General features: G+C 57.0%; 20 protein-coding genes. 17 read left to right on the top strand and 3 right to left on the bottom strand.

The window, feature by feature from the left end:
- The first annotated feature begins 1 nt into the window (after position 1).
- The 3 genes from RBB49_RS01180 to RBB49_RS01170 all read left to right on the top strand — a co-directional run bounded on the left by RBB49_RS01180 (position 2) and on the right by RBB49_RS01170 (position 5,996).
- Positions 2 to 976 (top strand): Hsp33 family molecular chaperone, encoded by a 975-nt coding sequence (locus RBB49_RS01180; protein WP_306140819.1) that lies wholly within the window; start codon positions 2 to 4, stop codon positions 974 to 976.
- A 272-nt stretch (positions 977 to 1,248) separates the two neighbouring features.
- Positions 1,249 to 2,583, top strand: coding sequence for an efflux RND transporter periplasmic adaptor subunit (locus RBB49_RS01175; RefSeq protein ID WP_306140818.1), 1,335 nt, complete (start codon positions 1,249 to 1,251; stop codon positions 2,581 to 2,583).
- 14 nt (positions 2,584 to 2,597) lie between these two features.
- The gene (locus RBB49_RS01170; protein ID WP_306140817.1) at positions 2,598 to 5,996 is read left to right on the top strand and encodes an efflux RND transporter permease subunit; all 3,399 of its coding nucleotides are present in this window, start codon (positions 2,598 to 2,600) and stop codon (positions 5,994 to 5,996) included.
- 5 nt (positions 5,997 to 6,001) lie between these two features.
- Here RBB49_RS01170 and RBB49_RS01165 read toward each other — a convergent pair whose 3' ends face one another.
- Positions 6,002 to 6,649 (bottom strand): alpha/beta family hydrolase, encoded by a 648-nt coding sequence (locus RBB49_RS01165; protein WP_306140816.1) that lies wholly within the window; start codon positions 6,647 to 6,649, stop codon positions 6,002 to 6,004.
- 217 nt (positions 6,650 to 6,866) lie between these two features.
- Here RBB49_RS01165 and RBB49_RS01160 point away from each other — a divergent pair, with 217 nt between their 5' ends.
- The gene (locus tag RBB49_RS01160) at positions 6,867 to 7,715 is read left to right on the top strand and encodes a sterol desaturase family protein (RefSeq protein ID WP_306140815.1); all 849 of its coding nucleotides are present in this window, start codon (positions 6,867 to 6,869) and stop codon (positions 7,713 to 7,715) included.
- Here RBB49_RS01160 and RBB49_RS01155 read toward each other — a convergent pair.
- Together RBB49_RS01155 and RBB49_RS01150 are read right to left on the bottom strand one after the other, a co-directional pair.
- A complete protein-coding gene (locus RBB49_RS01155) occupies positions 7,709 to 8,548 on the bottom strand; it encodes a transporter substrate-binding domain-containing protein (RefSeq protein ID WP_306140814.1) in 840 nt (279 codons plus the stop codon). The genes RBB49_RS01160 and RBB49_RS01155 overlap by 7 nt on opposite strands.
- Before the next feature lie 310 nt (positions 8,549 to 8,858).
- Entirely contained in the window at positions 8,859 to 9,059 is a 201-nt protein-coding gene (locus RBB49_RS01150) for a hypothetical protein (protein ID WP_306140813.1), read from the bottom strand.
- A 142-nt stretch (positions 9,060 to 9,201) separates the two neighbouring features.
- Here RBB49_RS01150 and RBB49_RS01145 point away from each other — a divergent pair, with 142 nt between their 5' ends.
- The 13 genes from RBB49_RS01145 (at position 9,202) to RBB49_RS01085 (ending at position 24,760) form a co-directional block, all read left to right on the top strand.
- On the top strand, positions 9,202 to 10,845 hold the full coding sequence (locus RBB49_RS01145; protein ID WP_306140812.1) for a hypothetical protein: 1,644 nt from the start codon (positions 9,202 to 9,204) through the stop codon (positions 10,843 to 10,845).
- Positions 10,846 to 10,869: 24 nt separating this feature from the next.
- Positions 10,870 to 11,979: a phosphatase PAP2 family protein gene (locus RBB49_RS01140; RefSeq protein WP_306140811.1), complete on the top strand. Its 1,110-nt coding sequence runs from the start codon at positions 10,870 to 10,872 to the stop codon at positions 11,977 to 11,979.
- Between the two features lie 15 nt (positions 11,980 to 11,994).
- Entirely contained in the window at positions 11,995 to 14,124 is a 2,130-nt protein-coding gene (locus tag RBB49_RS01135) for a S8 family serine peptidase (RefSeq protein WP_306140810.1), read from the top strand.
- A gap of 270 nt (positions 14,125 to 14,394) precedes the next feature.
- Positions 14,395 to 15,294: a hypothetical protein gene (locus RBB49_RS01130; protein ID WP_306140809.1), complete on the top strand. Its 900-nt coding sequence runs from the start codon at positions 14,395 to 14,397 to the stop codon at positions 15,292 to 15,294.
- A 748-nt stretch (positions 15,295 to 16,042) separates the two neighbouring features.
- The gene (locus RBB49_RS01125) at positions 16,043 to 17,284 is read left to right on the top strand and encodes a site-specific integrase (protein ID WP_306140808.1); all 1,242 of its coding nucleotides are present in this window, start codon (positions 16,043 to 16,045) and stop codon (positions 17,282 to 17,284) included.
- Between the two features lie 28 nt (positions 17,285 to 17,312).
- Positions 17,313 to 18,464 (top strand): hypothetical protein, encoded by a 1,152-nt coding sequence (locus tag RBB49_RS01120; RefSeq protein WP_306140807.1) that lies wholly within the window; start codon positions 17,313 to 17,315, stop codon positions 18,462 to 18,464.
- A gap of 93 nt (positions 18,465 to 18,557) precedes the next feature.
- Positions 18,558 to 18,803, top strand: a complete 246-nt coding sequence (locus RBB49_RS01115) for an AlpA family transcriptional regulator (RefSeq protein WP_306140806.1) — start codon at positions 18,558 to 18,560, stop codon at positions 18,801 to 18,803.
- A gap of 105 nt (positions 18,804 to 18,908) precedes the next feature.
- Positions 18,909 to 19,205: a hypothetical protein gene (locus RBB49_RS01110; protein WP_336623379.1), complete on the top strand. Its 297-nt coding sequence runs from the start codon at positions 18,909 to 18,911 to the stop codon at positions 19,203 to 19,205.
- Positions 19,195 to 21,441 carry an ATP-binding protein gene (locus RBB49_RS01105; protein WP_306140804.1) on the top strand — a complete coding sequence of 749 codons (2,247 nt, stop codon included), beginning with the start codon at positions 19,195 to 19,197 and terminating at the stop codon, positions 21,439 to 21,441. Before RBB49_RS01110 ends, RBB49_RS01105 begins: the two co-directional genes overlap by 11 nt.
- Before the next feature lie 266 nt (positions 21,442 to 21,707).
- The gene (locus RBB49_RS01100; protein ID WP_306140803.1) at positions 21,708 to 22,190 is read left to right on the top strand and encodes a hypothetical protein; all 483 of its coding nucleotides are present in this window, start codon (positions 21,708 to 21,710) and stop codon (positions 22,188 to 22,190) included.
- Between the two features lie 87 nt (positions 22,191 to 22,277).
- A complete protein-coding gene (locus tag RBB49_RS01095; RefSeq protein ID WP_306140802.1) occupies positions 22,278 to 22,859 on the top strand; it encodes a hypothetical protein in 582 nt (193 codons plus the stop codon).
- A gap of 68 nt (positions 22,860 to 22,927) precedes the next feature.
- Positions 22,928 to 23,368, top strand: coding sequence for a hypothetical protein (locus RBB49_RS01090; RefSeq protein WP_336623385.1), 441 nt, complete (start codon positions 22,928 to 22,930; stop codon positions 23,366 to 23,368).
- 771 nt (positions 23,369 to 24,139) lie between these two features.
- Complete coding sequence (locus RBB49_RS01085) at positions 24,140 to 24,760, top strand: GNAT family N-acetyltransferase (protein ID WP_306140801.1); 621 nt, start codon at positions 24,140 to 24,142, stop codon at positions 24,758 to 24,760.
- The last annotated feature ends 108 nt before the right edge of the window (positions 24,761 to 24,868 follow it).

The raw sequence follows: 24,868 nt of genomic DNA, 5'->3' as shown, positions 1-24,868 counted from the left end.
CGTGGCATTGAATCTTGAAGAACTGGGTATCGCACCCGCGGGGCTGGACGCTGTCCGGCCCTTTGCCGTCGAGGAACTGGATGTGCGCGGACGCGCCGTGGCGTTCGGACCTGTCCTGGATGGCATTCTCGGACGGCATGACTATCCCGAACCGGTCTCCCGGCTTCTGGCGGAAGCGATTGTCCTGACCGGTCTGCTCGGCACCTCGCTGAAATTCGACGGCCGGTTCACGCTCCAGACCCAGACCGAGGGTCCCGTCTCCATGCTGGTGGTCGATTTTGCGTCTCCCGACGCAATCCGGGCCTGCGCGACCTTTGACAATGACCGTGTTCAGGCGCTGATGGCGGCCGGCAAGGCGACGCCCGAGGCATTGCTCGGCCATGGTCATCTGGCGATGACCATCGATCAGGGTCAGCATATGCAGCGCTACCAGGGGCTGGTCGAGCTTGACGGCATTTCGCTTGAGGAAGTCGCACGGCGCTATTTCGAGCGATCGGAGCAGATCCCGACGGAAGTGCGTCTTGGTGTCGGAGAACTCTATACGCGCAAGGAAGGGGAGGGTCACGCCAGGACCTGGACCGCCGGTGGTATTCTCATTCAGTTTCTGCCCGAAGCGCCCGAGCGCCTGAAGCAGGCCGATATCGATCCCGGGGACGCGCCGGAAGGCACCGTGCCGCACGAGGTGGAAGAAGACGATGCCTGGGTCGAGGCCAAGGTGCTGGTGGATACCGTTCAGGACGATGAACTGACCGATCCGGAAGTCAGCGTCGAGATGCTGCTTTTCCGGCTGTTCCACGAGCGTGGCGTCCGTCTGTTCGATGCGCAGCCGCTGGCGGACAAGTGCCGCTGTTCACGCGAAAAGATAGAGGGCGTGCTGGCAGGCTTCAGCGTGGAAGAAATCGACGAAATGACCGTGAATGGCAGGATCGAAGTGACCTGTGAATTCTGCAACGCGAAATACGATTTCGACCGCTGATCTCCCGGACCGCGGGACAATTTTGAGTCTTCAGACACATTTCGTTACACTTTTGAAGGTGTCATCTTGCGTGCCAGGGCGTATGCGGGACTTGAATTTTGCAGTGCGAAGTAAATCTATCTGCAAGCACGCAGTTCTAAACTTTGCCCAGGAAACGGTAGTCCGGAACGCAGACAATGTTGCAGTCCTTGCCTCAGGAACCCGGAAAGGAACCGGTTTCCGAATTCCTCCCCCCAGCCGACCCGCAACCGGGAAACGGCTGGCGAAGGGTGATGCTGATCCTCAAAGCTCTCCTTCAGGCCTTGATCGCCTTCGCGATCCTGGTGGGCGCATTCATGGGCATGAAAACGCTCGTGGCAACCAAGCCCGAAGTTGCCAAGCGGCCGATCCAGGAACGCAGCTACGCGGTCGTCACCACGGTTCTGGAACTGGGTGATTTCGCACCCGACATCCGCGTCTTCGGTGAAACCGCGGCAGGGCGCGAAGTCGAACTCCGGTCGCTCGTTGGCGGAGAGGTCACGGAAGTTCATCCCGACCTGAAAGCCGGGGGCCACGTTTCGCAAGGAGACTTGCTCGTTGCGATCGATCGCTTCGACTACGAGGGGGCCGTGACCGAGGCGGAAGCCAACCTTGCCGAGGCAAACGCCGGGCTGGTCGAAAGCGAAGGCCGCGTTGAACTGGAAAAGGCCAATGTTGTCCGTGCGCAGGAACAGCTTGAGTTTGCGGAAAGGGACCTGGAACGTGCCGAGGAACTGATCGGACGCGGTGCGGTGACGGAACGAACGGTTGACGACAGGCGATTGCTCGTTTCACAGCGCCAGCAGGCGGTCGAGCAGCGTCAGAACTCTCTCGCGCTTGAACAAGCCAAGGTCGTGCAGCAGACGGCAACCGTAAAGCGCCTCGAATGGGGTCTTGAAAACGCGAACCGTCAGCTCGACAACACGATCCTGAGGGCTCCCTTCGACGCCGTTGTGCGCACGGAGGCGGCCGAGCCCGGTCGTCTGGTCAGCGTCAATGACGCGGTGGTGTCGCTTTACAGCAGTGATGAGTTCGAAGTCCGCTTCACGCTCTCCGACAACCAGTACGGCCGACTGCTTGCGGACAGCGGAACCGTCATTGGCCGTCCCGTCAACGTGACCTGGTATCTGGGCAACACGCCTGTCACCTATCCGGCAAAGGTATCCCGCGTGGGTGCCGATGTTGCCAGCACGCGCGGCGGCGTGGAACTGATTGCCGCGATCGACAATACGGATGCCGCGGTGCCATTGCGCCCGGGTGCGTTTGTCGAGGTATCGCTGCCGGATCAGACCTATCTGCAAAGCTTTCGCATTCCAGAAACCGGATATTACGGCGAAGGCACGGTCTATGTCGTCAAGGACAGTCGGCTCGAACCGCGCAAGGTCGAGGCCCTGGCCATTGATGATGGTTTCATTCTGGTGAGAGGAAATCTCCAGCCCGGGGAAACCCTGCTGACAACACGCATTCCTGAGGCAGGAGCGGGCCTGCTGGTCAATGACGTGGCTGTTTCCGCACGCGAAGCGCCGACACCCCAGGGCGAAGACGGCGCTGCGCAAACGGCGGGCAATCGCAACGCCGACGCGCAGTAGACGGGGGCACGGCGATGAGACAGATCCGGTCCAGAGGCTTTCTTGAACTGATTGTCCGGCACGCAAATGCCGCCAATCTCATCATGGTGGTGATGGTGCTCTTTGGGGCCTACGGGTTGGCGAAGCTGAACACCCAGTTCTTTCCGACCGTGAAGACCGACAGGATCTCCGTTTCGGTGATCTGGCCGGGTGCGAGTGCCGAGGATGTCACCACGAACATTCTAGAGGTGATTGAGCCGGAACTGCGTTTCATCGACGGGCTCGACGAGATCGTCTCCTATGGCCGCGAAGGGGCCGCATCGGTGCAGATGGAGTTCATCGAAGGCACCAACATGCAGCAGGCGCTGTCGGACGTGGAGCAGGCGATTTCCGGCGTCACGACATTGCCGGTTGATTCCGAAACACCGGTCGTGTCAGCATCCACCTTTACCGACGGTGTTGCAACGATCGCGCTGCGCGGCCCCTTTTCGGAGCAGGCGCTCAAGGTGTTCGCGCGCCAGATGCGCGACGATCTGCTTGCGCGCGGCATCGACAAGGTCGAGCTTTATGGCTACCGCGCGCCGGAATATCTGGTCGAGATTCCGGAGCGGGAATTGAGGCGTCTCGACCTGACGATCTCTGACGTTGCGGGTCAGATTGCCGGAAACACGATCGACGTGCCTGCCGGCAATCTGGACGGCGATGTTGAAAGACAGATCCGCGCCCTTTCCGAAGACCGCTCCCCGGAAGCCGTCGGCAGGGTGGAGGTCAAGTCTTTCGCCTCCGGCGAGAAGACCCTCGTCGATGATATAGGAACCGTTGTCAGGGACTTCGATTCCAGCGAGAACCAGGGATTTTCCAATGGAACCCGCGCGATTGAGCTGCAAATTCTCAGGACCGAGAAAACCGACACGCTGAAAGCTGCGCAGATCGTCGACGACTATCTTGCCGAGATTTCCCAGCAGCTGCCGCAGACCCTGGAAATCCTGAAATACGATGTGCGTGCCGACGCCGTGAAGGGCCGCATTACGCTTCTGCTCGAAAACGGCCTGACCGGGCTGGTACTGGTTGTCGCCATCCTGTTTCTTTTCCTGAATGCCAGGATAGCGCTTTGGGTCGCCGCCGGCATTCCGGTGGCGATGATGGCAACGCTCGGGATCATGTGGCTCATGGGCGAGAGCATCAACATGATCTCCATGTTCGCGCTGATCATGATGCTGGGTGTCATTGTCGATGATGCCATTGTGGTTGGTGAGCATACGGCGACACGCCAGAGCATGGGCGACGACCCTGATGAAGCGGCGGTCAACGGCGCGACCACGATGCTGGCCCCGATCTTTGCGGCAAGTCTGACAACGATCGCGGCCTTTCTGCCCATACTCCTGATCGGCGATGTGCTCGGGCAGATCATGGGCACGCTGCCCATCGTCGTGATCGCGGTTGTGATTGCCTCGCTGATCGAGTGTTTCCTCGTGCTGCCGGGTCACCTTTCGCACGCGCTCGGGCGCAGGCCCGGCTGGAGCTGGTGGCGCGTCGTGATCGTTGCCGGCGTACCGGCCTTCTTCCTGAGTGCGCTTGTCGCGCAGCCGGACATCTCCGTGCCGCCTTATCTTGATGTCGTTGACGATCCCCTGCGCAGCTTGCGGGACACGGCGGGCGTGTTCGTGTTCGAGATGATCGTGATTGGCGTCTGCTTTATCTTTGCCCTTGCTTTCGAGACGTTGCTGATGGCGTTGCGCCGCAGGAAACAGCAAGAACGGGATCCGGCGCGGCAAAGCTGGTTCCGGCGCGGGTTCGACACCGGTTTCGGCTGGGTCCGCGATTATCCGTTCCGGGCCTTTGTCTCCCTGGCCGTTCACTGGCGGTACGTGACGCTTGCCGTTGCAATTGCGGCAATGGTTCTCGCGGTGGGGCTCGTCCGCGGCGGCCGCGTCGGTTTCACCTTTTTCCCGTCTCCGGAAGCAGAAAACCTGACCGCGTCGGTCTTCTTCCATGCCGGCATCCCCGAAGCCGAGGCGATCGAAGGCATTGCAAGGATCGAGCAGGCGCTCAAGGACGCCGAAGCCGATCTGACCCGCGACAACGGCGAGACGCTGGTGAATGCGACATATGCGACCCTCGGACAGGCAGGGAACAATCGCGGCGACAACGTCGCAAACATTTCCGTTCAGCTGAGCCGTTCGGAGGATCGCACGATCCGCACGCCGGAGATCGTTCGCGCCTGGCGCGCGGCGCTGCCCGCAATTCCAGGAGCGGCTCGCGTCGCTGTCGCGGAACGGCGTGGCGGTCCACCGGGTCGTGACCTCGACATTCGACTGACCGGCGCGTCCTTGCAGGAGTTGAAGGCAGCAGCCGAAGAACTGCAGGAGGAACTCTCCGCATTCCCGGGCACGAGCGCCGTGGAGGACGATCTCCCCTGGGGCAAGCCGGAGCTGCTGGTTGAACTCACCCCGCGTGGCCGGGCGCTTGGCTTTACCGTTGAAAGCGCGGCCCGGCAGATCCGCAACGCCTTTGAGGGCAACATCGCCCGGCGCTTTGCCGAAGGCGACGAGGAGGTTTCCGTCAGGGTCAAACAGGTGTTCGATGCGGACGGCACCGCGGCGCTGAGACAACTTTCCCTGCGCACGCCCGCAGGCGAGTTCGTCCCGCTGACGGAGATCGTCGATCTGACCGATGCACAGGGCTTTTCCGTGATCCTGCGGCGCGATGGCCGCACTGTTGTCACGGTCGTTGCCGATGTCGACAGCACGATCACCTCGAACAACGAGATCATCGCGGAACTGAACAAGGAATTCCTGCCGGCTTTGTCGCAGAAATACGGTCTGGAATACTCCTTTGCCGGACGGGCGGAAGAACAGTCGAACGCATTTTCCGATCTCCTGACCGGCATCCTCATGGCCGTGGCCGGGATCTACATTATTCTGGCGGCGATCTTCGGAAGCTATTCAAGGCCTGTTGTGGTGATGTCGATCATTCCCTTCGGCATCGTCGGCGCGATTGTCGGGCACTACGCGATGGGCTTCAACCTGACCATCCTCAGCATGATCGGGCTGCTCGGACTGGCCGGCATTCTCGTGAACAACTCGATCATCCTTGTCGCGCGTTTTGAAGAGCGTCTATCGGGAGGTGAGGATCTGGATGCGGCGGCAATCGGTGCCAGTTGCGATCGTCTGCGTGCCGTCCTGTTGACCTCGATGACAACCATTGGCGGGTTGTTGCCGCTCATGTTCGAAACCAGCCTGCAGGCCCAGTTCCTGCTGCCCATGGCCATCACGATCGTGTTTGGCCTGGCGACCGCGACCGCGCTTGTCCTTGTGCTCGTGCCGGCGCTTGTCATGATCGGTGATGATATTGGCCGGGTTATTTTCCTGAGCAGACGTCAAAACCGGCATGCCCTGCCGGGGAGCGGCCGGAGCGTGACGCCTGCCGAATGATGGGCTTAATCAGCGAGTGATCCTGTGAACGACGCGACTTCCTTGGCAGCCTTTTGAATGTTGCCGTCCAGCGTCGCCGGCGATTTTCCGCGCGGGCCGAAGTCGTGATTGCCGTCTTCCAGGTAGGTCAGGGTAACGCTCCCCGGCAGAGCCACCGCATCGAGTTCCACCTTCGACCCGAACGGGTCCCGGTCTCCCTGAAGAACGAGAACCGGTCGCTTGCTTTCCTCTAGCGGCGACAGACGCCATTCGGCGTCCGGTTTGCCGGTGGGGTGAAACGGATAGCCGAAGCAGCAGATGCCGCGTACCCTTTGCGGGAGCGAACCACCTCCGCCGAGCATCGCCGCAACGCGTCCGCCCATCGATTTGCCGCCCAGAAGCAACGGGCCGCCGCTGTCTCTGAGAAGGGTTTGAAGTGCGGTCTGAAACTCTCCGGTCAGGCGATCCGCGCGCGGCGGCGGCTTTTTGGGGCCGCCGGTGCGCCGCCCGGCCATGTAGGCGAACTCGAAGCGCGCCACAGCAACGCCCTCAGCGGCGAGCGCGTTGGCGAGTTTTTCCATGAACGCAGAATCCATGGGTGCTCCGGCGCCATGCGCCATCAGCAGCGTTGCCGCAGGTTCGGTTTCGGGACGGGTCCAGAGAAAGTCGCTCATGGTGATGTGATCTGTCGCAGCTTCTTTTTTGGGAGTGTGGGCTATATTTTCACGAATGGTGAAATAAAAGATCCCGTTGCCAGTTGCCCTGGTGCGGTGAATTTGAAATTCGCATCATTGCTTCTGCAGCCTCCGAAGCGAACTTCAGATTCAGGTGACTAGCGCGCCTTTCGGGACTTGGCAAGGTGCCTTGAAGGGCCAGCGGACACGAGACGGAATGTTTGAACAGATCGACATAAACCAGCTACGCATGGCCTGCTTTGCCGGCATTTTTCTGGTGATGGCGTTGCTGGAAGCAGGTTTGCCCCGGCGCCGTCTGGAAAACGGGCGATTGAAACGCTGGCCGACAAACTGGGGCCTGATCCTGCTGGACTCCCTTCTGGTGCGCTTGATCTTTCCGATCGGAGGTGTCGGGCTCGCGCTGCTGGCGCAGGAAAACGGCTGGGGCCTGTTCGGACTGCTTGGCTGGTCGGGGGCGCTCGCCGGTATCCTGACGTTTTTCGCGCTCGATTTTGCCGTGTGGGGCCAGCATGTCGCGTCCCACAAGATCCCTTGGTTCTGGCGTATCCACCGCGTCCATCACGCCGACAGCGAAGTCGATGCGACGACGGCGCTCAGGTTCCATCCGATCGAGATCCTTCTGTCTTTCGTCTGGAAGGGGCTTGTGATCGTCGCTCTGGGCGGCCCGGTCGAGGCGGTGCTGATCTTTGAAATCGTGCTGAACGCCTCTGCCGTCTTCGGACATGCAAATGTCCGCTTGCCTCTTTGGCTCGACAGGATTTTGCGCCTGGTCATCGTGACACCGGACATGCACCGTGTCCATCACTCGGTAATCCGGCGGGAAACGGACAGCAATTACGGCTTCTACCTGTCGATCTGGGATCGGATGTTCGGCACCTATGTCGATCAGCCGGAAAAGGGCCATGACGGCATGGAGATCGGCCTTGGCGCGCCGCTCACCCCGAAGGCGCATCAGTTCCCCTTCAGTCTCGCGATTCCCTTCCTGGGCGGTTCAAAAACGAAATCCGAAAAGTCCGAAGCGATGGATGTGCGCAGCAATCAGTAAAAGCTGAGCGGAAAATAGCGCAGGTAGAGTTCCCGGTAGATGCCCTTTTGCTGAAGCTGTGTCAGCGCGTAGTTGAGCGCCGCCGCGCGCTCGGTATCTTCCGGGCGTGTCGCGATCGCCATGCCCCGGTCGAAATAGCCCGGCTCCAGCCAGGGACCGCCGGCAAACGTACAGCAGGACGCGGCCGCTTCGCTCGGGAGCCAGAAGGCGAGGCTCAATCCATCGCCGAAATGGGCGTCGGCCTCCCCGTTCTTCACGGCGTCTCGTGCCAGGGACACGCTTTCCAACCCGACAATGTCGGCTTCCGGCCAGAACCGGTTCGCAAAAGCCTCATAGCGGGAGCCGGTCACCACTGCGATTTTCTTGCCGTTGAGCGCCTGTTCATCGAAGTTGCCGGCTTTGCCCGCCGCGACCACGAACCGTGCGGGCAGCTTGAGATAGTCGTCGGTGAAATTGAGACGCCGGGTTGCCGGCAGGCCCCGGGAGAGACCGGAAATGATCGCATCGCCTTCTTCCTCGTCGAGGGCGGAAAGAAGCACGTTGAAATTCTTGATCCGGAGCGCGCATGAACTGCCGAGTTCCTGGCACAGCGCACGCGCCAGATCCACATTGAAGCCGGTGAGCCGGCCCTGCGGGTCCCGGAAGACGAAGGGCGGGTAGTTGTCGGTTGCCAGGAACTGGATCTTGTCCGGAATGGAATTCGGCCGGTCGCTGACCGCCTTGGGGTCCCAGAAATTGGGGACGCGCACGCCGTCATCCTGCGCAAAAACTTGCGCGGGCATCAGGGAGGCAAAAAGAAGCACGAGCAGGAACGCGACCGGATATGTTTTCATGAAATTCTGGATCTGAAACCGCTTTGATTGTCCGCAACCGGGTGACTGCTCACGCAGCGTACCCCGCGCGAGTCACCTCTTGTGGCAAGGATGATACCGCAAAGTCATCCCCGTGAGCAAAAATCAGAATGCGGCACCGGCCTCGGTCCCGGCGAAACCGGGGCCAAGGCAATTAGGGATGGAACTGATGAGCCGTCTGCACAAGCACGAAAAGAGGCTCCGCGACCCGTCGCCAGTGTCGCGCCTGAGCTGTTTCCGTTATGGCAGCGGCTTAAGGCCGTGACCGTTCATCGAGGAATTCCTGCATGCCCTAATGCAGATCGTCCTTCTCCAGATCGGTCAGGCTGACCCTGTCCGCCATCTTGACGAGCCAGTGAAGTGTCTTCTTCTGCTCGCTGTCCAGCTGGTCCATTTCCGAAATCTTCAATACGGTTTCACGATGATTGTTCCAGGCCAGGAAGAAATCAACAACATCCGAAACATCGTCAATAATAGCATTTTTGTCTGACAATTTTCCTGCTCACGGTTCTGTTCCTCACGGCGTGAGTTTAGTGGCTGTTCCACGCGAAGGAGCGTGAAAAAAGTGTGAGGCTGTTGGATAGTGACTATAAGTGCTGTTCTATAGATACGTAGTTTTCTCGAGGCGACGGGGCATGCGCGCAAAGATATTGGAAATCAGCTTGTTCGGGTCCTGCATCGTACGCTCCCTGGAACCGGGGGCGTTTGACGTCACGGGCAAGAAACACCGTGCCTTGTTCGCATTGCTGGCAACCGCACCGCATGGGTGCAGAAGCCGGACCTTCCTGCAGGAAACACTCTGGGGCGTCTCGAGTTATGACACCGGCCGGCAAAGCCTGCGGCGTGCCCTGGCCGATATCAAGGCGGCGCTTGGGCCCTATTTTGCCCAACTGATCACAACCAACAATTCCGAGGTAACCCTCGACCTGAACAATGTCGTCTTTTCGGGCAAACCGGGGCAGGGAACCTTCCTGGAAGGGTTGGACATTCCGGCACCCGATTACCTGAGCTGGCGGGAACTGATACGAAGCAACCCGGAACAGATCAGCGCCTTGTTCCGGGCACCGTCGTCACCAATTCCACGCCCGCCCGTACCTACCGTAACGGTCGTTCCGCTTTTGAGCGTCGAAAACAATCCGGAACTCATAGCGCTGGGAGACTGGTTTGCCGAGGAAATCTGCCGCTCCCTGTCGCGGACCAATCTTCTGGCGGTGATTTCGCATCTTTCAAGCCGGGCGCTCGCTGGACGCCAGATCGACATCGGATCGGTTCGTTCGAAACTCGCCGTTGATTATTGCGTGTGCGGCAGTATTCGGCAGGACGACGAGGAAGTCATAACGGATATCGACTTTCTGGACGCTGAAACCGGCCGCATCCTCTGGACGCGGCAATACAGCACCAATCGCCGGGATTTCCTGAAGGATGCCGGTGAAGGTCTGTCGAATATCGTGCGGTCCGTCGGCAGTGCAATCGCGTCCGATACGCTGAACTATGTGCGTGGACGCCCGATCAGCGAAATTGCCGATCACAGGCTGCTCATGGCCGGCGTCAGCCTGATGCACCGGCCGACTTTGCGTGATTTTGCAAAATCGCGGGAGATCCTTGATGAGGCCATTTCCAGAACGCCGCAATCGGCTGAAGTACATGCCTGGCGTGGCAAATGGCACGTCTTGAGCGTGTTCAATGGCTGGAGTTCGGATCCGGTAAAGGATACGAAGGGTGCGATCAGCAATACCTCCAAGGCACTCGATATCGATCCTGAAAGTGCGTTCTGCCTCACGATTGACGGGTTCGCGCACAACAACTTGTTGAGAAGGTTGGACGTCGCCTCGGAGCGCTATTCCACGGCTCTCGAACACAATCCGAACGAGGCACTCTCCTGGTTGCTGAGAGGTACGTTGTTCGCATTTCAGGATGCAGGCTCGCAAGCTGTCCATGCGGCCGAAAAGGCGCGGCAGCTGTCGCCGATCGACCCCTTCAAATACTATTTCGACTCGTTGAGTGCGACGGCATATCTGGCCGCGGAAGATTACGAGACGGCCTTGAAGTTTGCCGACAATTCGCTCGCCCGAAACCAGCGGCATCTGTCAACGCTGCGGGCAAAGATCACCGCACTTCACTTTTTGGGTCGAGACGAAGAGGCAAAAGAGGTTGCAGAGGAACTGCGCCGCAGACAGCCGAACTTTTCGGTTGATGATTACATGCGCGCGCACCCTGCAGCGGACCATCAGCTTGGGCAAAACGTTGCACGTTCGTTGCGCGCGGCAGGCTTTCAATAACGTGATTTAAGAAGGGGAATGAAAATGGCTTATTACGGCGGTGTTGGCGGTGTTGGTGGTGTTGGCGGAGTTGGTGGCGTCGGCGGCGTCGGCGGCGTCGGCAATTTGAACGCCACCGGGCTCGGTAGTTTTCTGGGCGCAGGTACGGTTCCGGTCCTGGACCCTGCAACTGTCCAAGGGCTGCAGGTCAGTGCTCAAGCCATAAGTCATGCTGCCGGTGATGACGAATCGCATGCGTCGCGCGAATTGGCGTTTTCGTCAGCCGACAATCTCGACTATTGGGGCGATTGGGTGCGGGCATCCCTTTACTTGAGTGACTTTCTCAGCGAACTGCGTTGGACCGTGGACAAGAACGAACCAGAATCAGTGACGTTGAGCCACCAGGGTTCTGGCGGCACCGTCCAGTCGTTTTTTGAGATCGTGCGTCCTGCGGCGGCTGTGTTTGACGAGCAGCTGAAATACGTGCGCGCCTACATGGACCAGCGCCCGGAAAGAACGCCGGAAATCACGTCCCAGCTCGGGTTTCCAACGCCCTATTTTGCCATGATCCTTGGGCTCCATGCTGCCCGCAACGCGAAGACTTTCGAGTTGATCACTGTCTGCCAGGTTCTGGCGGCACACGTGGCGATGATCGTGAAACACCACCTGGCCATTCGCAGGCCTGATCGCATTGGTGCAACAGTGTTACCGATGATCCCGACACCCGGTCACGGGGCATTTCCGAGCGCACATGCAACAGAAGCTTTTGCTGTAGCGCATCTTTTGGCGGGTCTGGTCGATGCCACCGGGTCGCACTATCCGGATCCTGACAAACGCAAAAATCTTCTGTTCAAGCAGGCCGAGCGTATTTCTGTCAGCAGGACCGTCGCCGGTGTTCATTATCCCATCGACAGCTGGGCGGGTGCCCTGCTCGGCAAGATGATCGCGGAGATCATTCTGAACAAGTGCGGTATCACGAACACCATGACCGGCTTGAAATACGCGGCCAAAGGCGACTCCGACTTTATGCTGTCGCAGTACAAGGATCCGGTCTGGAAAGATCACGGCGTCAGCGAACTCTCGAACTGCAATGTGGCGAAAAGCGAGCTGTTCGAATGGCTTTGGCTCAAGGCCGTAGACGAATTCGAACTCTGAGCAGGAGCGCCGGACATGACTGACGAAAGCACGGCTGCGGACAGCAGCTTTGATGTCGAATCGCTCAAGAACTATCTGGGGCCGTATGAAGCCTGGAATTTCGGGATTGGCAATCCTTATGCGTTTCCTGCCTTCAGGCGCGATGATGTTCGATATTTGACCGCTCTGGCTGAGCTCCCGACAGGGCAGGTGCCATCAGCCGGCACGGGTGGCCCGAGGAGATGGTTTCCAACACTTTGGGGGATTTCTGACAATGTGCCGCTGAAGTTCTGGCCGATGGTTATCGACAATCCGCTGGGGCGCATGGCCGGTCCGCGGGATATAGGTCAATGCGTGAACGAGGGCCTCGGGGCTTCCGGGATCAGCAAGCCCCGTTTCAGGATGGCCTTTCCTGTCGCGGACACGGCGATGAACGAAACCACCAGCGGGTTTCCGTCCGATCCTGTCTGGTCGCCAGACCCATCTGTTCAACAGAATCGTAAGCCGGGAAAGCGCATCAACGTTCTCGGTGTCATTGAAGACGGCGTTCCGTTTGCGCACCGGAATTTTCGGGCTGCGGACGGAAAGAGAACACGGCTCGAATTCTGCTGGCTGCAATCCGCGGACAAAGACCCGGATCTCCAGGACCCGAGCGTCATCTGCGGCCGGGAGTATACGCGCGATGAAATCGAGACCCTGATCCGCGACTATGGAGCGGACGAGGACGCGCTCTACGACGCTGCTGGCGCGACCTCGGACATGTTCGAACTCGGCCCGGCCATAAACAGGCATGCCACGCATGGGGCGCATATCATGGATGTCGCCGCGGGATATGATCCGAACGGACTGAAGGAACCTCCAGAAGAGACACGCCTGATCGCGGTGCAGCTTCCCAACACGATCGCGTGGGACACGTCGAGCTTTGCCAAAGACATGTATATGCTGGCCGCCGTGCATTACATTCTGGAACGGGCCGAGAGAATTGCCGCCGGCTACGACGAACCTGACATCCGGGTTGCGATCAATTTCAGCTATGGTTTTTCGGGCGCACGTCACGATGGCGAATCCGAGCTGGCGGCTGCAATCAACGAAATCGTTACCGAACGCCGCAAGCTCGGCCGTCCCACTGTCATGGTTCTGCCTTCTGGCAACACCTTCATGGATCAGTTGCATGGTGAGATTTCCGCTGATCAATTCGAGGAGAACGAATTCGCCTTCACCTGGGCGGTTCAACCCAACGACAGAACCTCCAGTTATCTGGAGGTCTGGTTTCCGGGCGGTGTCGATCCGGCGGGGTTCGTGCTTGAGCTGGAAGGCCCTTTCGGCAAGACAAAGGCGTCGCTCGATCTCACACCAGACCCGCTGTGCAGGGGAGGCGATCCGAGGCGTTTTGAAGTGCTTTACCAGAACCGGCCGTCGGGACCTGTCCCGATAGGACAACTGAGCGTGGACAACCATCGTACGTCCGGTCATTGGCGGGCGATGATCGCACTGGCACCGAGCGAGCCGGAAGACATGGATCTTCCCGCCGCACCAGCGGGCGACTGGAGCGTGACGCTCAAACGCGGTCAGGGAGCGCCAACGTCCCATCCTCCGCTTTATGTGTGGATACAACGCGATGAAGATCCGGATGAATTCCGGTCCGGCAGCCGGCAAAGCTATCTCAGAGACCTTGACTACCGCAAATTCAGCGATCTGGGAGAAGAAGCTCAGGATGACGACCAGAACAGTCATGTCCGGCGCTTCGGCACCTTGAACAGTCTTGCGACGGGGCAGACCTCGCTGATTGTTTCCGGTTGCCGTCCGGCCGCCCAAACGGGGTGGAACCCTGATAAACCTGTCGCATCGACCTACAGTTCGGCGGGAAAGGTGGACCTTGCGGCTCCTGCGGGTGCTGTCGATTGCACGGCGCCTGCCGACAGGTCGAACATAAACCTTGGCATCATTGCAGCAGGAACGCGAAGCGGGTCACATGCGCTCGTACAGGGTACGAGCGTGGCGGCTCCTCTGGTTGCGCGACGTCTGTCTGAAGCATTCGCGACCGCATCTGATGTTGCGGTCAAGAATGCAGAAGCAGAAAACTATCTTCCGATCGTGGAGAAGTGCGCGTTGGCAAATCAAAATCCCGAAGAACGCGCTCGACTTGGCAGATATCTGGTCAGATGAATTGAAGCATATTCAAATTTTACTGATTGGCCCGGCATTTGCCGGGCCTTTCTTTTTGTGAGTGTTTGTTTTCACGCTTTTCTCACGCGCGTGAGCGCAATGGATATTGTACAAAAAATCAACAACGACGCACTCAAGTGGGGATCTGAGCGGATCGGTAAGACTGCGTTGATGCGTGCCAGGTGGGATGGCGCGCACTGGAGAAAGAGAGCCGGGTCTCCCGTTTTTCCCTTTCCATCGCACAGACCGACGAATGCTTAGGAGGTAGCCATGTACGCCGATATCCTGGAAGCGACAGTCCTGAACAACACGCGGTATGAAAAGGATCCGAGCAAGTGCCTTGCCTATCATGTTCTTGACGATACGCGGATGCCTCTGACCCAGGAACAGATCGCCGCCGAATGGTCCGCCTCGGGCAAGGGCGATGACACGCATCCGATCCGCGTGAGCCGGTCACCGTTACGGGTGTGCGCCTGCGGAGATTCATGGATCAACGTTGTGATCGAGGTCTCAAGGTACCTTGGCTACAACAAGACCTTTTTCGACATTCTGGAAGGCTACTACCAGACGGCAAGTTCCGCATGGCCCGGTCACAGTTTTGAAAGCATCGTGAGGGAAAAGCCCTTCCGCGTCCATGTCGACAGGGGTATCTACGACTACCTTGTCTTTTCAGGTGGCGGCGGTGAGGTCCTCGGCGGATGCGCGCTGACCAGGCTGCTCAAGGACAGGAGCGCGGGGCTCGGGTCCGACGATCCGGAGGATTTCCTCCAGATGGAGAAACTGGAAGAAATCCTGGCAGGGCTGAAAAGCGGCTATGTCGAGATTGCACGCTACCTGCACCAAAAAGCACCGCGCACGCAGCTTCTTGTGCACGGCTACGACTATCCCGTTGCCCATAGCGACGGACCCTGGTTCGGCCGCCCGTTCATCAAGCGCAACTTTCGCTTCGAGTCCGACAGGGACCTGATCCACGCGATCCTTGCCTATCTTGTCGACCGGTTCTACGGGTTCCTGAATGAGATCGACGACGCCAATCCGAACGTCACGGTGGTCGATATCCGGAACGTGGTGCGCGGGCGCTGGACGGACGAATTTCATCCCGATCTGGACGCGTCCAAGGACATTGCCGGATTTTACCGCAACATGATCGATGGATATCCCATCGTCTGAGGAACGAGTTTCGCGGGCAACCGCACAATCCCTTTTTGCCGACGGGCCATCCGGCCCCGAAGCGCCAGACCTTTGACCATACATTGCTTTTTAGTTCTATTCGGTGGCGGAGATCTTCTCCGCCACTTATTTTTTGTGGTTTGGATATGGAGAAAGTGAAGCCCGGCCTGAAATCGAGGGGAGGTGGAGCGGGTGAAGGGAAACGAACTCTCGTCTTAAGCTTGGGAAGCTTATGACGGTATTTCTTTTGATTTCGATAGAGTACGATAAAGTACTCAAAATATTGAATTAATAAAAAAGCTGTGCGATGACTTATGATCCATATTGCGCTGAATTGCTTCCCCGTGCTTCCCTATTGCTTCCCCGGCAAACCCGGACAAGGCAGAAAGTCCGATCCTTTGGGCCAGTTTAAGTGCGTTGTTCAATTACAATACGGAGGATCCGCCGCCCGTGCCGTCCACGCCGTCTAAGACCTTGCTAATTGGTGGGATATTACTGAATGAAATGCGTTCTTATACCGTCCTCTCAGCTTTCGCAGCTGTCCTAAGGGTCGGCTTGTCTCGTGACCTTGAGCTGTGATGCGACCGGCGTTGGGTTTTTAGGGACCGTACCAAACCGAATTCAGATACGGGGTGGCTAAGCGTTGGATGTCGCCAGTCAGGTCCAAAAACTGAAGCCTAAAGAACTAAACTAAAGTCCTAAAGTCGGAGAACGACTTGAGCCTGTGGAGCCATCGTTGAGAACTAAGTTGACCAAAAGAACGATCGATTCGACCAGCGCCGCTGACAAAGAAATATTTCTTTGGGACACGGAAGTTCGGGGGTTTGGTGTTCGGGTCAAACTAAGCGGGACAAAAACCTACCTTATACAGTACAGGAATGCCCAGCGTCGAACCCGAAAACTGGCTATCGGTCAACACGGCCAGCTTGCCCCGGATGAAGCACGCAAAATCGCCAGGCAGCTTCTTGCCGACGTCGTACGTGGCGCGGATCCTTCGGCGGAGCGAAAGGCCATCAGGGATGCGGAAACGGTCGCTAAGTTGCTCGATCGTTTCGAGACGGATCATATAGCGAGGAACCTGGCAGCAAGCACAGCCAAGGTCTGGCGATATCTCATTGCCACTCATATCCGTCCGTCATTGGGTCCGTTCCTTGTGGATGCGGTGACGCGGCAAGACATAATCAAACTTCACCGATCCATCCCCGGCAGCGGCCGGCAAGCGAACAATGTGCTGACTGTACTCAGCAGCGTCTTCGCGCGTGCCGAGGAATGGGGTGCGAGGCAGGAGGGCACAAACCCGGTCACGGGCGTGCAGAGACACAAGGAAAACGCGCGCGAGCGGTTCCTGACTGACAAGGAAATCACCCGGCTCGGTAAAGCGCTGGCTGTCGTTGAAGCATCGGGCAGCGAGCACCCCAGCCACCTCGCCGCGGTTCGTCTGCTGCTTTTCAGCGGAGCGCGAGCAAACGAGGTGCTGACTCTCGAATGGCGTCATATCGATCAGGAGCAGGGACTGGTGGCGTTTCCCGGAGTGAAAGGCGGCGAACGTGTCGGACACCCTGTGAGCGTTGACGTGCTTGAGATCTTGAAGGCGCAACCCCGAGTAAAGTACTCACCGTGGGTTTTGCCGATGCCGACCGATCAGCAGAAGCCGATGCCCTACCACCAGCTGCGTCGCTGTTGGGACCGTTTGCGGACGGCAGCCGATTTGAAAGACGTGCACCTGCACGATCTTCGACATACGGTTGGCACACTCGGTGGGCAGTCGGGTGCGAACGCCTTCATGGTTCGCGATCTTCTGCGGCACCGCACGGTCGCGATGACAGGGCGATACGCCAACCGGGACAATGACCCCTTGCGTGAACTGTCAGACAAGGTTTCAAACCGAATTGCAGTCGCGTTGGGCCAAGGGAAAGAGCTCGCCGAGGACGAAGCGAAACCGATGGAGGTCCGGGGCGACACCTTGGCAGCGAGAGAGGGTTCTTCGTGAACAGATTTCATTTACGGGATGCCCGGTAATGATTGGGAAGAGACCGACCGATCAGCTGCAATGGTTGCCAGAGGGATATGAGCCTGCACTGAAAGCCCTGATCCATTTGCGGGACAAAAGGGCGAGCTCCGTGCTTTCCTCGGACGACGCAAGGGACCTTGACAGGGGAACCCGGGATCAAGCCTTGTGGCACCGGTTGTTTGGCGAGAAGCTCCCGCTTCAAGCACTGGCGCGACCGTACCAAGCGTCGTTTCCGCCAAACTGGCGAGCATGGGAACGCCCGTCCACTTCCTTCAACCGTCATGCGTTTGATGCACTCATCGAAGAAGCCCTCAAATGTAGGGGTGAGGCGTGGAATTGGCGGCAGCAGCATTCCGGCGTTCAGTGCATTTACCTAGAAGTCAGGGCCGAGATACGTCGATGGTTTTTGACAATCGAAAGAGCTCATTCAGACAACGTCCAACGGCAAGAAATCGTAGAGAAACTGGAAATCCTTTTGTCTTCGAGCTCAACAATACTCGGAGCCATGGATGAGATGCGAGGCGCAATCTCATACCTTTCAAATCTAAAACTGCCGCATGATGATGATGATGTTGGTGTCAATACAAAGATTTGGGAGCTTTTTGATCAGGAGGTTTTCGAAGATCGATTTGAAGGTTTGGAAGAATATCTTGATGATCTAGAGCATCCGACACGTCGATACGCCACCTACTACTCTCCGAAAGAGGAAACCTCGCACCCGGGCGAAAACAAGCGACCCGGCCGGAAGAAGGGAGTGGGTGTCAATATCAGGAGAAGACTGTTTGGCATCAACGCCATGACATTGTTCGCGTTTCTCAAGGGCTCATTTCCGGGTGAAGGAAACGGTGCTTTTGAGAATTTTCTCTCGGACCTTGAGTATATATATTTTGCCGATGAAGACACGGAAGCATCCCTGCCGACAGAGGTGCCGCCCGTTAACCGCAAGGATATCCGTAGTCTTGCGTCCAGAACCGTTTGGCTCCTCAAAGATGTCGACAACGGTGAACGCACGCATCTCATCCCGAAGGACTTTGAAGACTTGACGGAAGTGCAGGCGCGCCTTCGGGAGCTCTTTGAAAAGCAAATCTGGAACACCTGGGAAGAGACGGCTCCGCTGCATGAGTCCGATCCGTGCGAAGATACTTTAGGCCCCACTTAATTGGCTGAAAAAATCACAATTCGGGTTGGGTGCTAAACTTCGATTCTCAGTCATCAATCTCCTGCGCAATCCATAGCGAAGGAGAGAATCACGATGATGAATTTGGTTGAGCAACTAGATCCCGACCGGTTGATGAACGAACAGGAAGCAGGCGACTTCTTGGGCATCAGCTTCAGAACGCTGCAGGCCTGGCGTGTGCGTGGTGGTGGTCCTCGCTTTTGCAAGATAGGACGAGCTGTCCGCTATCGCCGCGCGGACCTGGTTGCCTTTGCCGGGGCCAACATCGCCCGCACCACGACTGAAGCAGATGCAAATCGTGAGGGCCCGGTCGATGTATAAAACTAATATTCCATCGTACTCCGATTCTGACTGCTTAAGTCCCGTTCTCAAAGTTGCTCAAGATATGGAAAAACCTGCAAGCGGAGCAGTGGTATGAGGCGGCGGGTGAATTTTGAGCAGGTGGCAAGGGCCGCGTTGTCGCGGTCCGGTATCTTATTGGAGCGCTGGTTGCCGGATGGCCGCCGGGAGGGCACGGAGTGGGTGGCCCGCAATCCGCGAAGGATCGACAGGCGGCACGGGTCCCTGAAGGTGAATATGCGCACAGGGAAGTGGGCGGATTTTGCGACCGGGGAAGGCGGACGGGATCTCATCGCACTGGCTGCGTTTCTGTTCGATTTGTCGCAGCGAGAGGCGGCCATCAAGGTCTCGGACATGTTGGGGGTGAATCCCTTTGTCAAATGATCCGTTTGCACCGATTAGGGAGGCAGAGACGCCCGACAAGCGGTCTGCCTCGCAGGACTGGATCCCCTTGGTTCCCGTCCCGGATGAAGCCCCAACTCCGCCCGGGACGCATCCTCAGCGAGGGAAGCCTTCTGCCGAGTGGCGCTATCTTGATGTGGGCAGCAAGCTTTGTGCCATCGTCGCCCGCTTCGAAGGCGACGATGGTGACAAGGTTGTCCTACCATTGACCTTCTGGCGGAACGACTCAACAGGACGCACGCGTTGGCGCTGGGCCGCGATCTCCGAAAACCGCTCTCTTTATCGGCTTGACCAACTTGCACAGCACAACGAGGCGGTCGTGTTGGTCACCGAGGGTGAGAAAGCCACAGATGCGGCTCAAAAACTGCTTCCAGACTTTGTAGTAACAACAAGTAGTGGAGGCAGCAAAGCGGCCGGGAAAACCGATTGGTCCCCCCTTGTTGGACGTCATGTTGTCATCTGGCCAGATGCCGATAAAGCGGGTAGTGCCTATGCGGCAGATGTGATGCGCCTGGCATTCAATGCTGGAGCTGAGTCAGTTGCGATAGTTGAACCGCCCGAGCAGGTCAACCACGGCTGGGATGCTGCCGATGCCTTGGCAGAGAATTGGAACCAAACACGTGCAAGGGATCTGATCTCGCGTGCAAAAGCGTGCTCGACGCGGGCACCCCACACGTCGCGCGGAAATGAAATTTCATCCGATTCCAAAGAATTGTATTCGACGCATGGCTCAAACAGCCGGACGCCCCAGGACACCATTGCCGACGACTATGCTGAAGAGGGGGCGAATTCCAGAAAGCGGAAACGTCCGCCCCAGCGAACTCAATTGTTGAGCCTGTGTGAATCTGTTGAGCTTTGGCATGACGAAGGGTTTGAAGCCTGGGCAACTTTCCAAGTCCGGAACCATTTCGAAAACTGGCCCATTCGCTCCCGGGAATTTCGGCGTTGGATCGCAGCACGTTATTACAAGGAAAGCGGAGGGATGCTCGGCGGCCAGGCAATGGAAGACGCATTAAGGGTTCTCGACGCTCGCGCTGTAAATGAAGGCCTTCAGCATAGTGTGTTCATTCGTTCCGGCGAAACGTCAGAAACCATCTGGATCGATCTTTGTGACGCAGACTGGCGGGCAGTGAAGATAACACCGGCAGGGTGGGAGGTCGTTTCCCGGCCGGACTGCAAGTTCCGCCGAACACAAGCGATGTTGCCGATGCCAGAGCCCGAGAAAGGAGCCTTTGTTGAAGAACTGGCGAACTTTATCCGGGTTTCAAAAAATGAGGATATGCTGCTGATCGTCGCCTGGCTGGTGACTTCGCTACGGCCGAATGGGCCGTATCCAATTCTACTGGTTAACGGCGAACATGGCAGTGCGAAGTCCACCACAAGCAGGATGTTACGCAAGCTCGTTGACCCCGCCCGTGCTTCATTGCGGTCTGCGCCGAAAGACGATCAAAACGTCGCGGTCGAGGCTGCAAATGCCTGGGTGCTGGCGATAGACAATTTAAGCAGGATGCCCAACTGGTTGTCTGATGCACTTTGTATGCTCGCCACTGGCTCGGGCTTGACGACGCGCCGTCTTCACACAGATCGCGAGCAGGAAGTCTTTGATGCCGCACGCCCGATCATTCTTAACGGCATCAACGATCTTGCAGAGCGTGGCGACCTGGCTTCGCGCGGCGTTGCAGTCTATCTACCTGCGATTCCCGAGCATGAGCGGCGGCCGGAAGAGGACTTGTGGGAGGAGTTCGAAGAGGCATGTCCGCGTATTCTGGGATGCTTGCTCGATGGTGTTTCGCGCGCCATGCAGCGGAAGAAGTCGGTGCAACTGACGCGATTGCCGCGAATGGCGGACTTTGCTCGCTGGGCTGAAGCTGCTGGCCCGGCACTTGGCTGGGAGCCAGGCGAGTTTCTGTCTGCATATGAGCAAAACTTGAAGGGTGCAACCGAAAGCAAGTTTGAAAACGATGCCTTGGCCGTGGTCATTCGCGACAAGCTCCTTGTAGACTTTCCAGACGGCTTTGCCGGCACGCCAACCGCTCTCTTCACGGCAATCATGCTTTATGCACCAGACGCCCGTGAACAGCGGCGCGGCTGGCCTGCAAACGCGGCAGCTCTTGGCAAACACTTGCGCCGGATCGCTCCGATGCTTCGGACGGCAGGGATCAATTTTGAGAGCGCGCACTCAGGAGATCGGACTTGCCGCTTGTGGTTAAATTCTTGATTTGCAATCCTCTTCGATTGCCGAACAAGGAGTTACTGGGAAATCGTCAATCACCATCCCTTTTGACTTGGACTTTCGGGAAGGACTGGATCGAGGTGTGGTTCGGAAACAAGTTGCCAATTCCAAATGCGAAATCGTCGAGCAACACGATCTTTTCTCGAATCCCCGAAGCGTTTAGCGCAATATATCCTTAAGTATTTAGGACAGTTGGCCAGCTCGGCAGAGACGACGATCTTACCCGCTCGAACTCCAACTGCAACACAGGGGTGGCAGACGGGTCTGAGGCGGACTACCGCGCCGGTGTGTATCTCGCCCGCGAAGCGCATCAAACGCGATCTTCCGCTACATCCCGTTTCCCGAAGAAAAAGCGCGTGCTATTTTTTGAAAAAGCAACAGCCCAGCCGAACCGGTTCGGGTTGATCTATGCTGTTCAGCGTGGAGCAGAACCGCTTGCCGAAGATGGTCATTACGGCTTTGCCTCGGTTCATGCCGGAGAGTATTTCCTGGGAACCGGGACGTTGATTGCGACGGTGCAGACGCTTAATGTTTCTCGAAAAGTTTCCGGCACGTTTCTTGGTGGCAAGGCGGCGTTGCAGCTCTTAAAGGCAATGCGTCATAGGGCTAAGATGCGGAACTTTGAGCATCTGATTGTTCATGTGACCAATGGTGTGGATGCGGAGGGAACTGACAAGTTTTTTAGGCGGTGCGGTATGACAACTGTTGGAGGGAATTATTGCAGTGCTGGCTGATAGACTTCGAGATCGCTTAAATCGCAGATTTGTGCGGCGGCCTTCGGAATAATGTTCGCATCTCATGTTTTCCTGACTGGATAGACGATGTTTAAGTCGCAAATTCAGAAGTTGTTGTTACTTTTCTGCCTCTGTTCCAGCGCTTCGCCAGCATTCGCGGAACAAATGCATGACAAGAGTGATTCAAAAATTGTTTCAGATTTCCTTTCGGCGAATGGCAATAAAATACAAAAAGAAACGAATTTAGTCTACTATTGTTCCTACGAAAAAGAATATAATCGAAGTAAAATTTGTAGTAAAATTACTCTTATTCTTAATGATATTTCAAGAGACGCAGAAAATATCGAGTTCATTCCAATTAACGACGTTGTGCCAGAAGTTTTAAATTTCTTGTATGTATCTACTGATCCGCCAGAAATCGAAGAAAAAATTCTTCAGGTAGCAAATTCTTCAGAGAAAACAAAACTTGCAGAAGGATGTGAAGCCCTTCTGTTTTTACTTGGTGGGCAGAAATATGTCATATTTTTATTAAGAGAGAACGTAGATCTTCGATCATGCGTTATGAAATCAACTTTATATTACCTAGGATATAGAGGTCTGTCGAAACTAAAAACTGATAGATCAGTAAATCAAGTATTTGGCCACATTTTCAAGCGTAAAAGAGGATGAAATGGGTGATAGGTGGATTAAAGGAGTTGATGGTAAGATTATAAGACGTTGGACCGAGCGGGGGTAACATATGTACCAGCCCGATTTCGGGATGTGGGAAGGTCCTCAAGAATAAGAAAAAACCAGACCCAGTAGAAAATCCATATCATCCATATGAATCTGCGTATTCAGGAAGCGGCAATGCCGGGTTTTTGTTAGGCGGTGCCGGCGACGATATTTTGAGCGGTGCCGGTGGAAGCGACATCCTATCCGGAGGAAGCGGTTCGGACACGTTTGTCTTCACAAGCGCGGGTGCTGCAACCGACACTGTTACAGATTTCGAGACAAGCGGAGCTGAGGCAGACGTTCTCCAATTCGAAAGCGCGGTATTTGCCGACTTCAATGCCGTTCTTGCAGCCGCTGTGGACGACGGCGCCGACACGACGATAACTCTCGACGCGGACACCGCTGTCGTCTTGAAGAGTGTGCTCGTTTCCAGTCTGCAGAGCGATGACTTCGTGTTTGTTTGATCGCTTTTGGTTCTTAGAGGACGCAGATTTTGCAATTGGGTTTGCCTGCCGCCTTCGCGTGTGCAGGCGAACCTGAGCACCGAGGTAAGTCACCGTTCCGAGGTCATCGCCATGCTATTGTGGTCGTTGGCTGAAGCGATGCTTCACATGCAAGCTTTCGCAATCACAGTGGTGGTATGACTTGAGGTATTGAGTGCAATTTCAGAAAGAAAATTTAAAAAAACAATGCCTTGAAAAGATAACTCGACGGACTTCCTCTCCGCCACCCCACCTACATGTTGAATGACCTCCAGATCCGCACTTGCTAAATCGGGCCAATGAGCGGCCGGATGCCGCGGTCTGCAAGCCGTTGAAAGAGCCGGTATGCGAGCCTTCAGTGCGTATGGCTGGCGGAAAACCCATGCCGTGTTCACGGATAGGATCTGCGCCACACTCCAACAGCACAAGGCCTGGTCGCAAAACACGGGATATGAGCATCCGGCGGCAACGGTGACGGCTTATGTGTCCCTGCCGCGTGAGCAGCAGCGGGAGATTATTAGGGGTCTTGCAAACAGTGACACGTGGTGAGGCGAGGTTCGTTCAGCGATCTAATTGAGAACGCTGCGGAAGTTCAAATTTCAACCCTAAATCGAACAAAACCGGTTGCACGTGACTTCGTACTATTGCTAAGGTTTGGTTAACAAGATGTTAGGGGTGCCGTCCGGCATCTCGGGCCGGGCGCCTGCTTTGAGGCGAGAGCGGATACCGGCCAGGCTTGGAAGTGGGGGCAAGGTGGACAGAGGCGATTCTGATCTCTCCGGGCGCATGGAAATTGCGTCCGGCGACACGGGAACTGCTGTGCCGGATGGCGGCGCCGGAGCGCGCAATGACCCTGTTTCCGGGGCGCGGTCCGAGATACGCAAGTCCGGCCGGATTCTGGTAAGGCTCGCGCGGGATAGCGAGGCGGATTTCACTGCCGCCTTTGACCTCGTCAGGGACGCCCACGAGAGAACCATCTTCCGCGACATTCCGTTTTCAGAACGCAAGGCACGTGCGCTTTTCGACAAGGTGGTCCGGCAGCCGGATCAGCACGGGTTGCTGCTCGCGACGCTCAATGAGGCAGAAAAGCCGGTCGGCTTTGCCTCGCTCAACGCCGGTGAGTATTTCCTGGGTGAAGGCGCGCTCGTCTGCTCCGTGACCGGGCTTTATTACAGCAGTTCGCTTACCGGATCGATGCTGGCAGGCAAGGTCGCCCTCCGGCTGATGCAGGCGATCCGGCAATGGGCAAAAGAGCGGAATTGCAGCCATATTCTGGTCCACGTTACCAACGGGATGAGCGCGGCGGAGAGTGATCAGTTCTTTAGGCGGTGTGGGCTGAAGACGGTTGGGGGGAATTATGTTGAGGTGCTTTAGATGCTTTGTTTGCTGAGAACAGAAACTTACCGCCTTAGATTCGCAAAGGCTAACATGAATACACACTCTTAAAATGTTGTAGCGGTTGTAAGTAAAGTGAAAAAAATC

Source organism: Roseibium sp. MMSF_3412, assembly GCF_030733265.1.
Taxonomy (GTDB): domain Bacteria; phylum Pseudomonadota; class Alphaproteobacteria; order Rhizobiales; family Stappiaceae; genus Roseibium.
Note: the sequence above shows the minus strand (reverse complement) of the source record. Positions and strands in the feature narration are given on the sequence as shown.

Excerpts from the sequence above, each read along its gene's own strand:
- RBB49_RS01175 (WP_306140818.1), top strand. The coding sequence starts at position 1,249 with ATGCTGATCCTCAAAGCTCTCCTTCAGGCCTTGATCGCCTTCGCGATC.
- RBB49_RS01170 (WP_306140817.1), top strand. The coding sequence starts at position 2,598 with ATGAGACAGATCCGGTCCAGAGGCTTTCTTGAACTGATTGTCCGGCAC.
- RBB49_RS01165 (WP_306140816.1), bottom strand. The coding sequence starts at position 6,649 with ATGAGCGACTTTCTCTGGACCCGTCCCGAAACCGAACCTGCGGCAACG.
- RBB49_RS01160 (WP_306140815.1), top strand. The coding sequence starts at position 6,867 with ATGTTTGAACAGATCGACATAAACCAGCTACGCATGGCCTGCTTTGCC.
- RBB49_RS01155 (WP_306140814.1), bottom strand. The coding sequence starts at position 8,548 with ATGAAAACATATCCGGTCGCGTTCCTGCTCGTGCTTCTTTTTGCCTCC.
- RBB49_RS01145 (WP_306140812.1), top strand. The coding sequence starts at position 9,202 with ATGCGCGCAAAGATATTGGAAATCAGCTTGTTCGGGTCCTGCATCGTA.
- RBB49_RS01140 (WP_306140811.1), top strand. The coding sequence starts at position 10,870 with ATGGCTTATTACGGCGGTGTTGGCGGTGTTGGTGGTGTTGGCGGAGTT.
- RBB49_RS01135 (WP_306140810.1), top strand. The coding sequence starts at position 11,995 with ATGACTGACGAAAGCACGGCTGCGGACAGCAGCTTTGATGTCGAATCG.
- RBB49_RS01130 (WP_306140809.1), top strand. The coding sequence starts at position 14,395 with ATGTACGCCGATATCCTGGAAGCGACAGTCCTGAACAACACGCGGTAT.
- RBB49_RS01120 (WP_306140807.1), top strand. The coding sequence starts at position 17,313 with ATGATTGGGAAGAGACCGACCGATCAGCTGCAATGGTTGCCAGAGGGA.
- RBB49_RS01115 (WP_306140806.1), top strand. The coding sequence starts at position 18,558 with ATGATGAATTTGGTTGAGCAACTAGATCCCGACCGGTTGATGAACGAA.
- RBB49_RS01095 (WP_306140802.1), top strand. The coding sequence starts at position 22,278 with ATGTTTAAGTCGCAAATTCAGAAGTTGTTGTTACTTTTCTGCCTCTGT.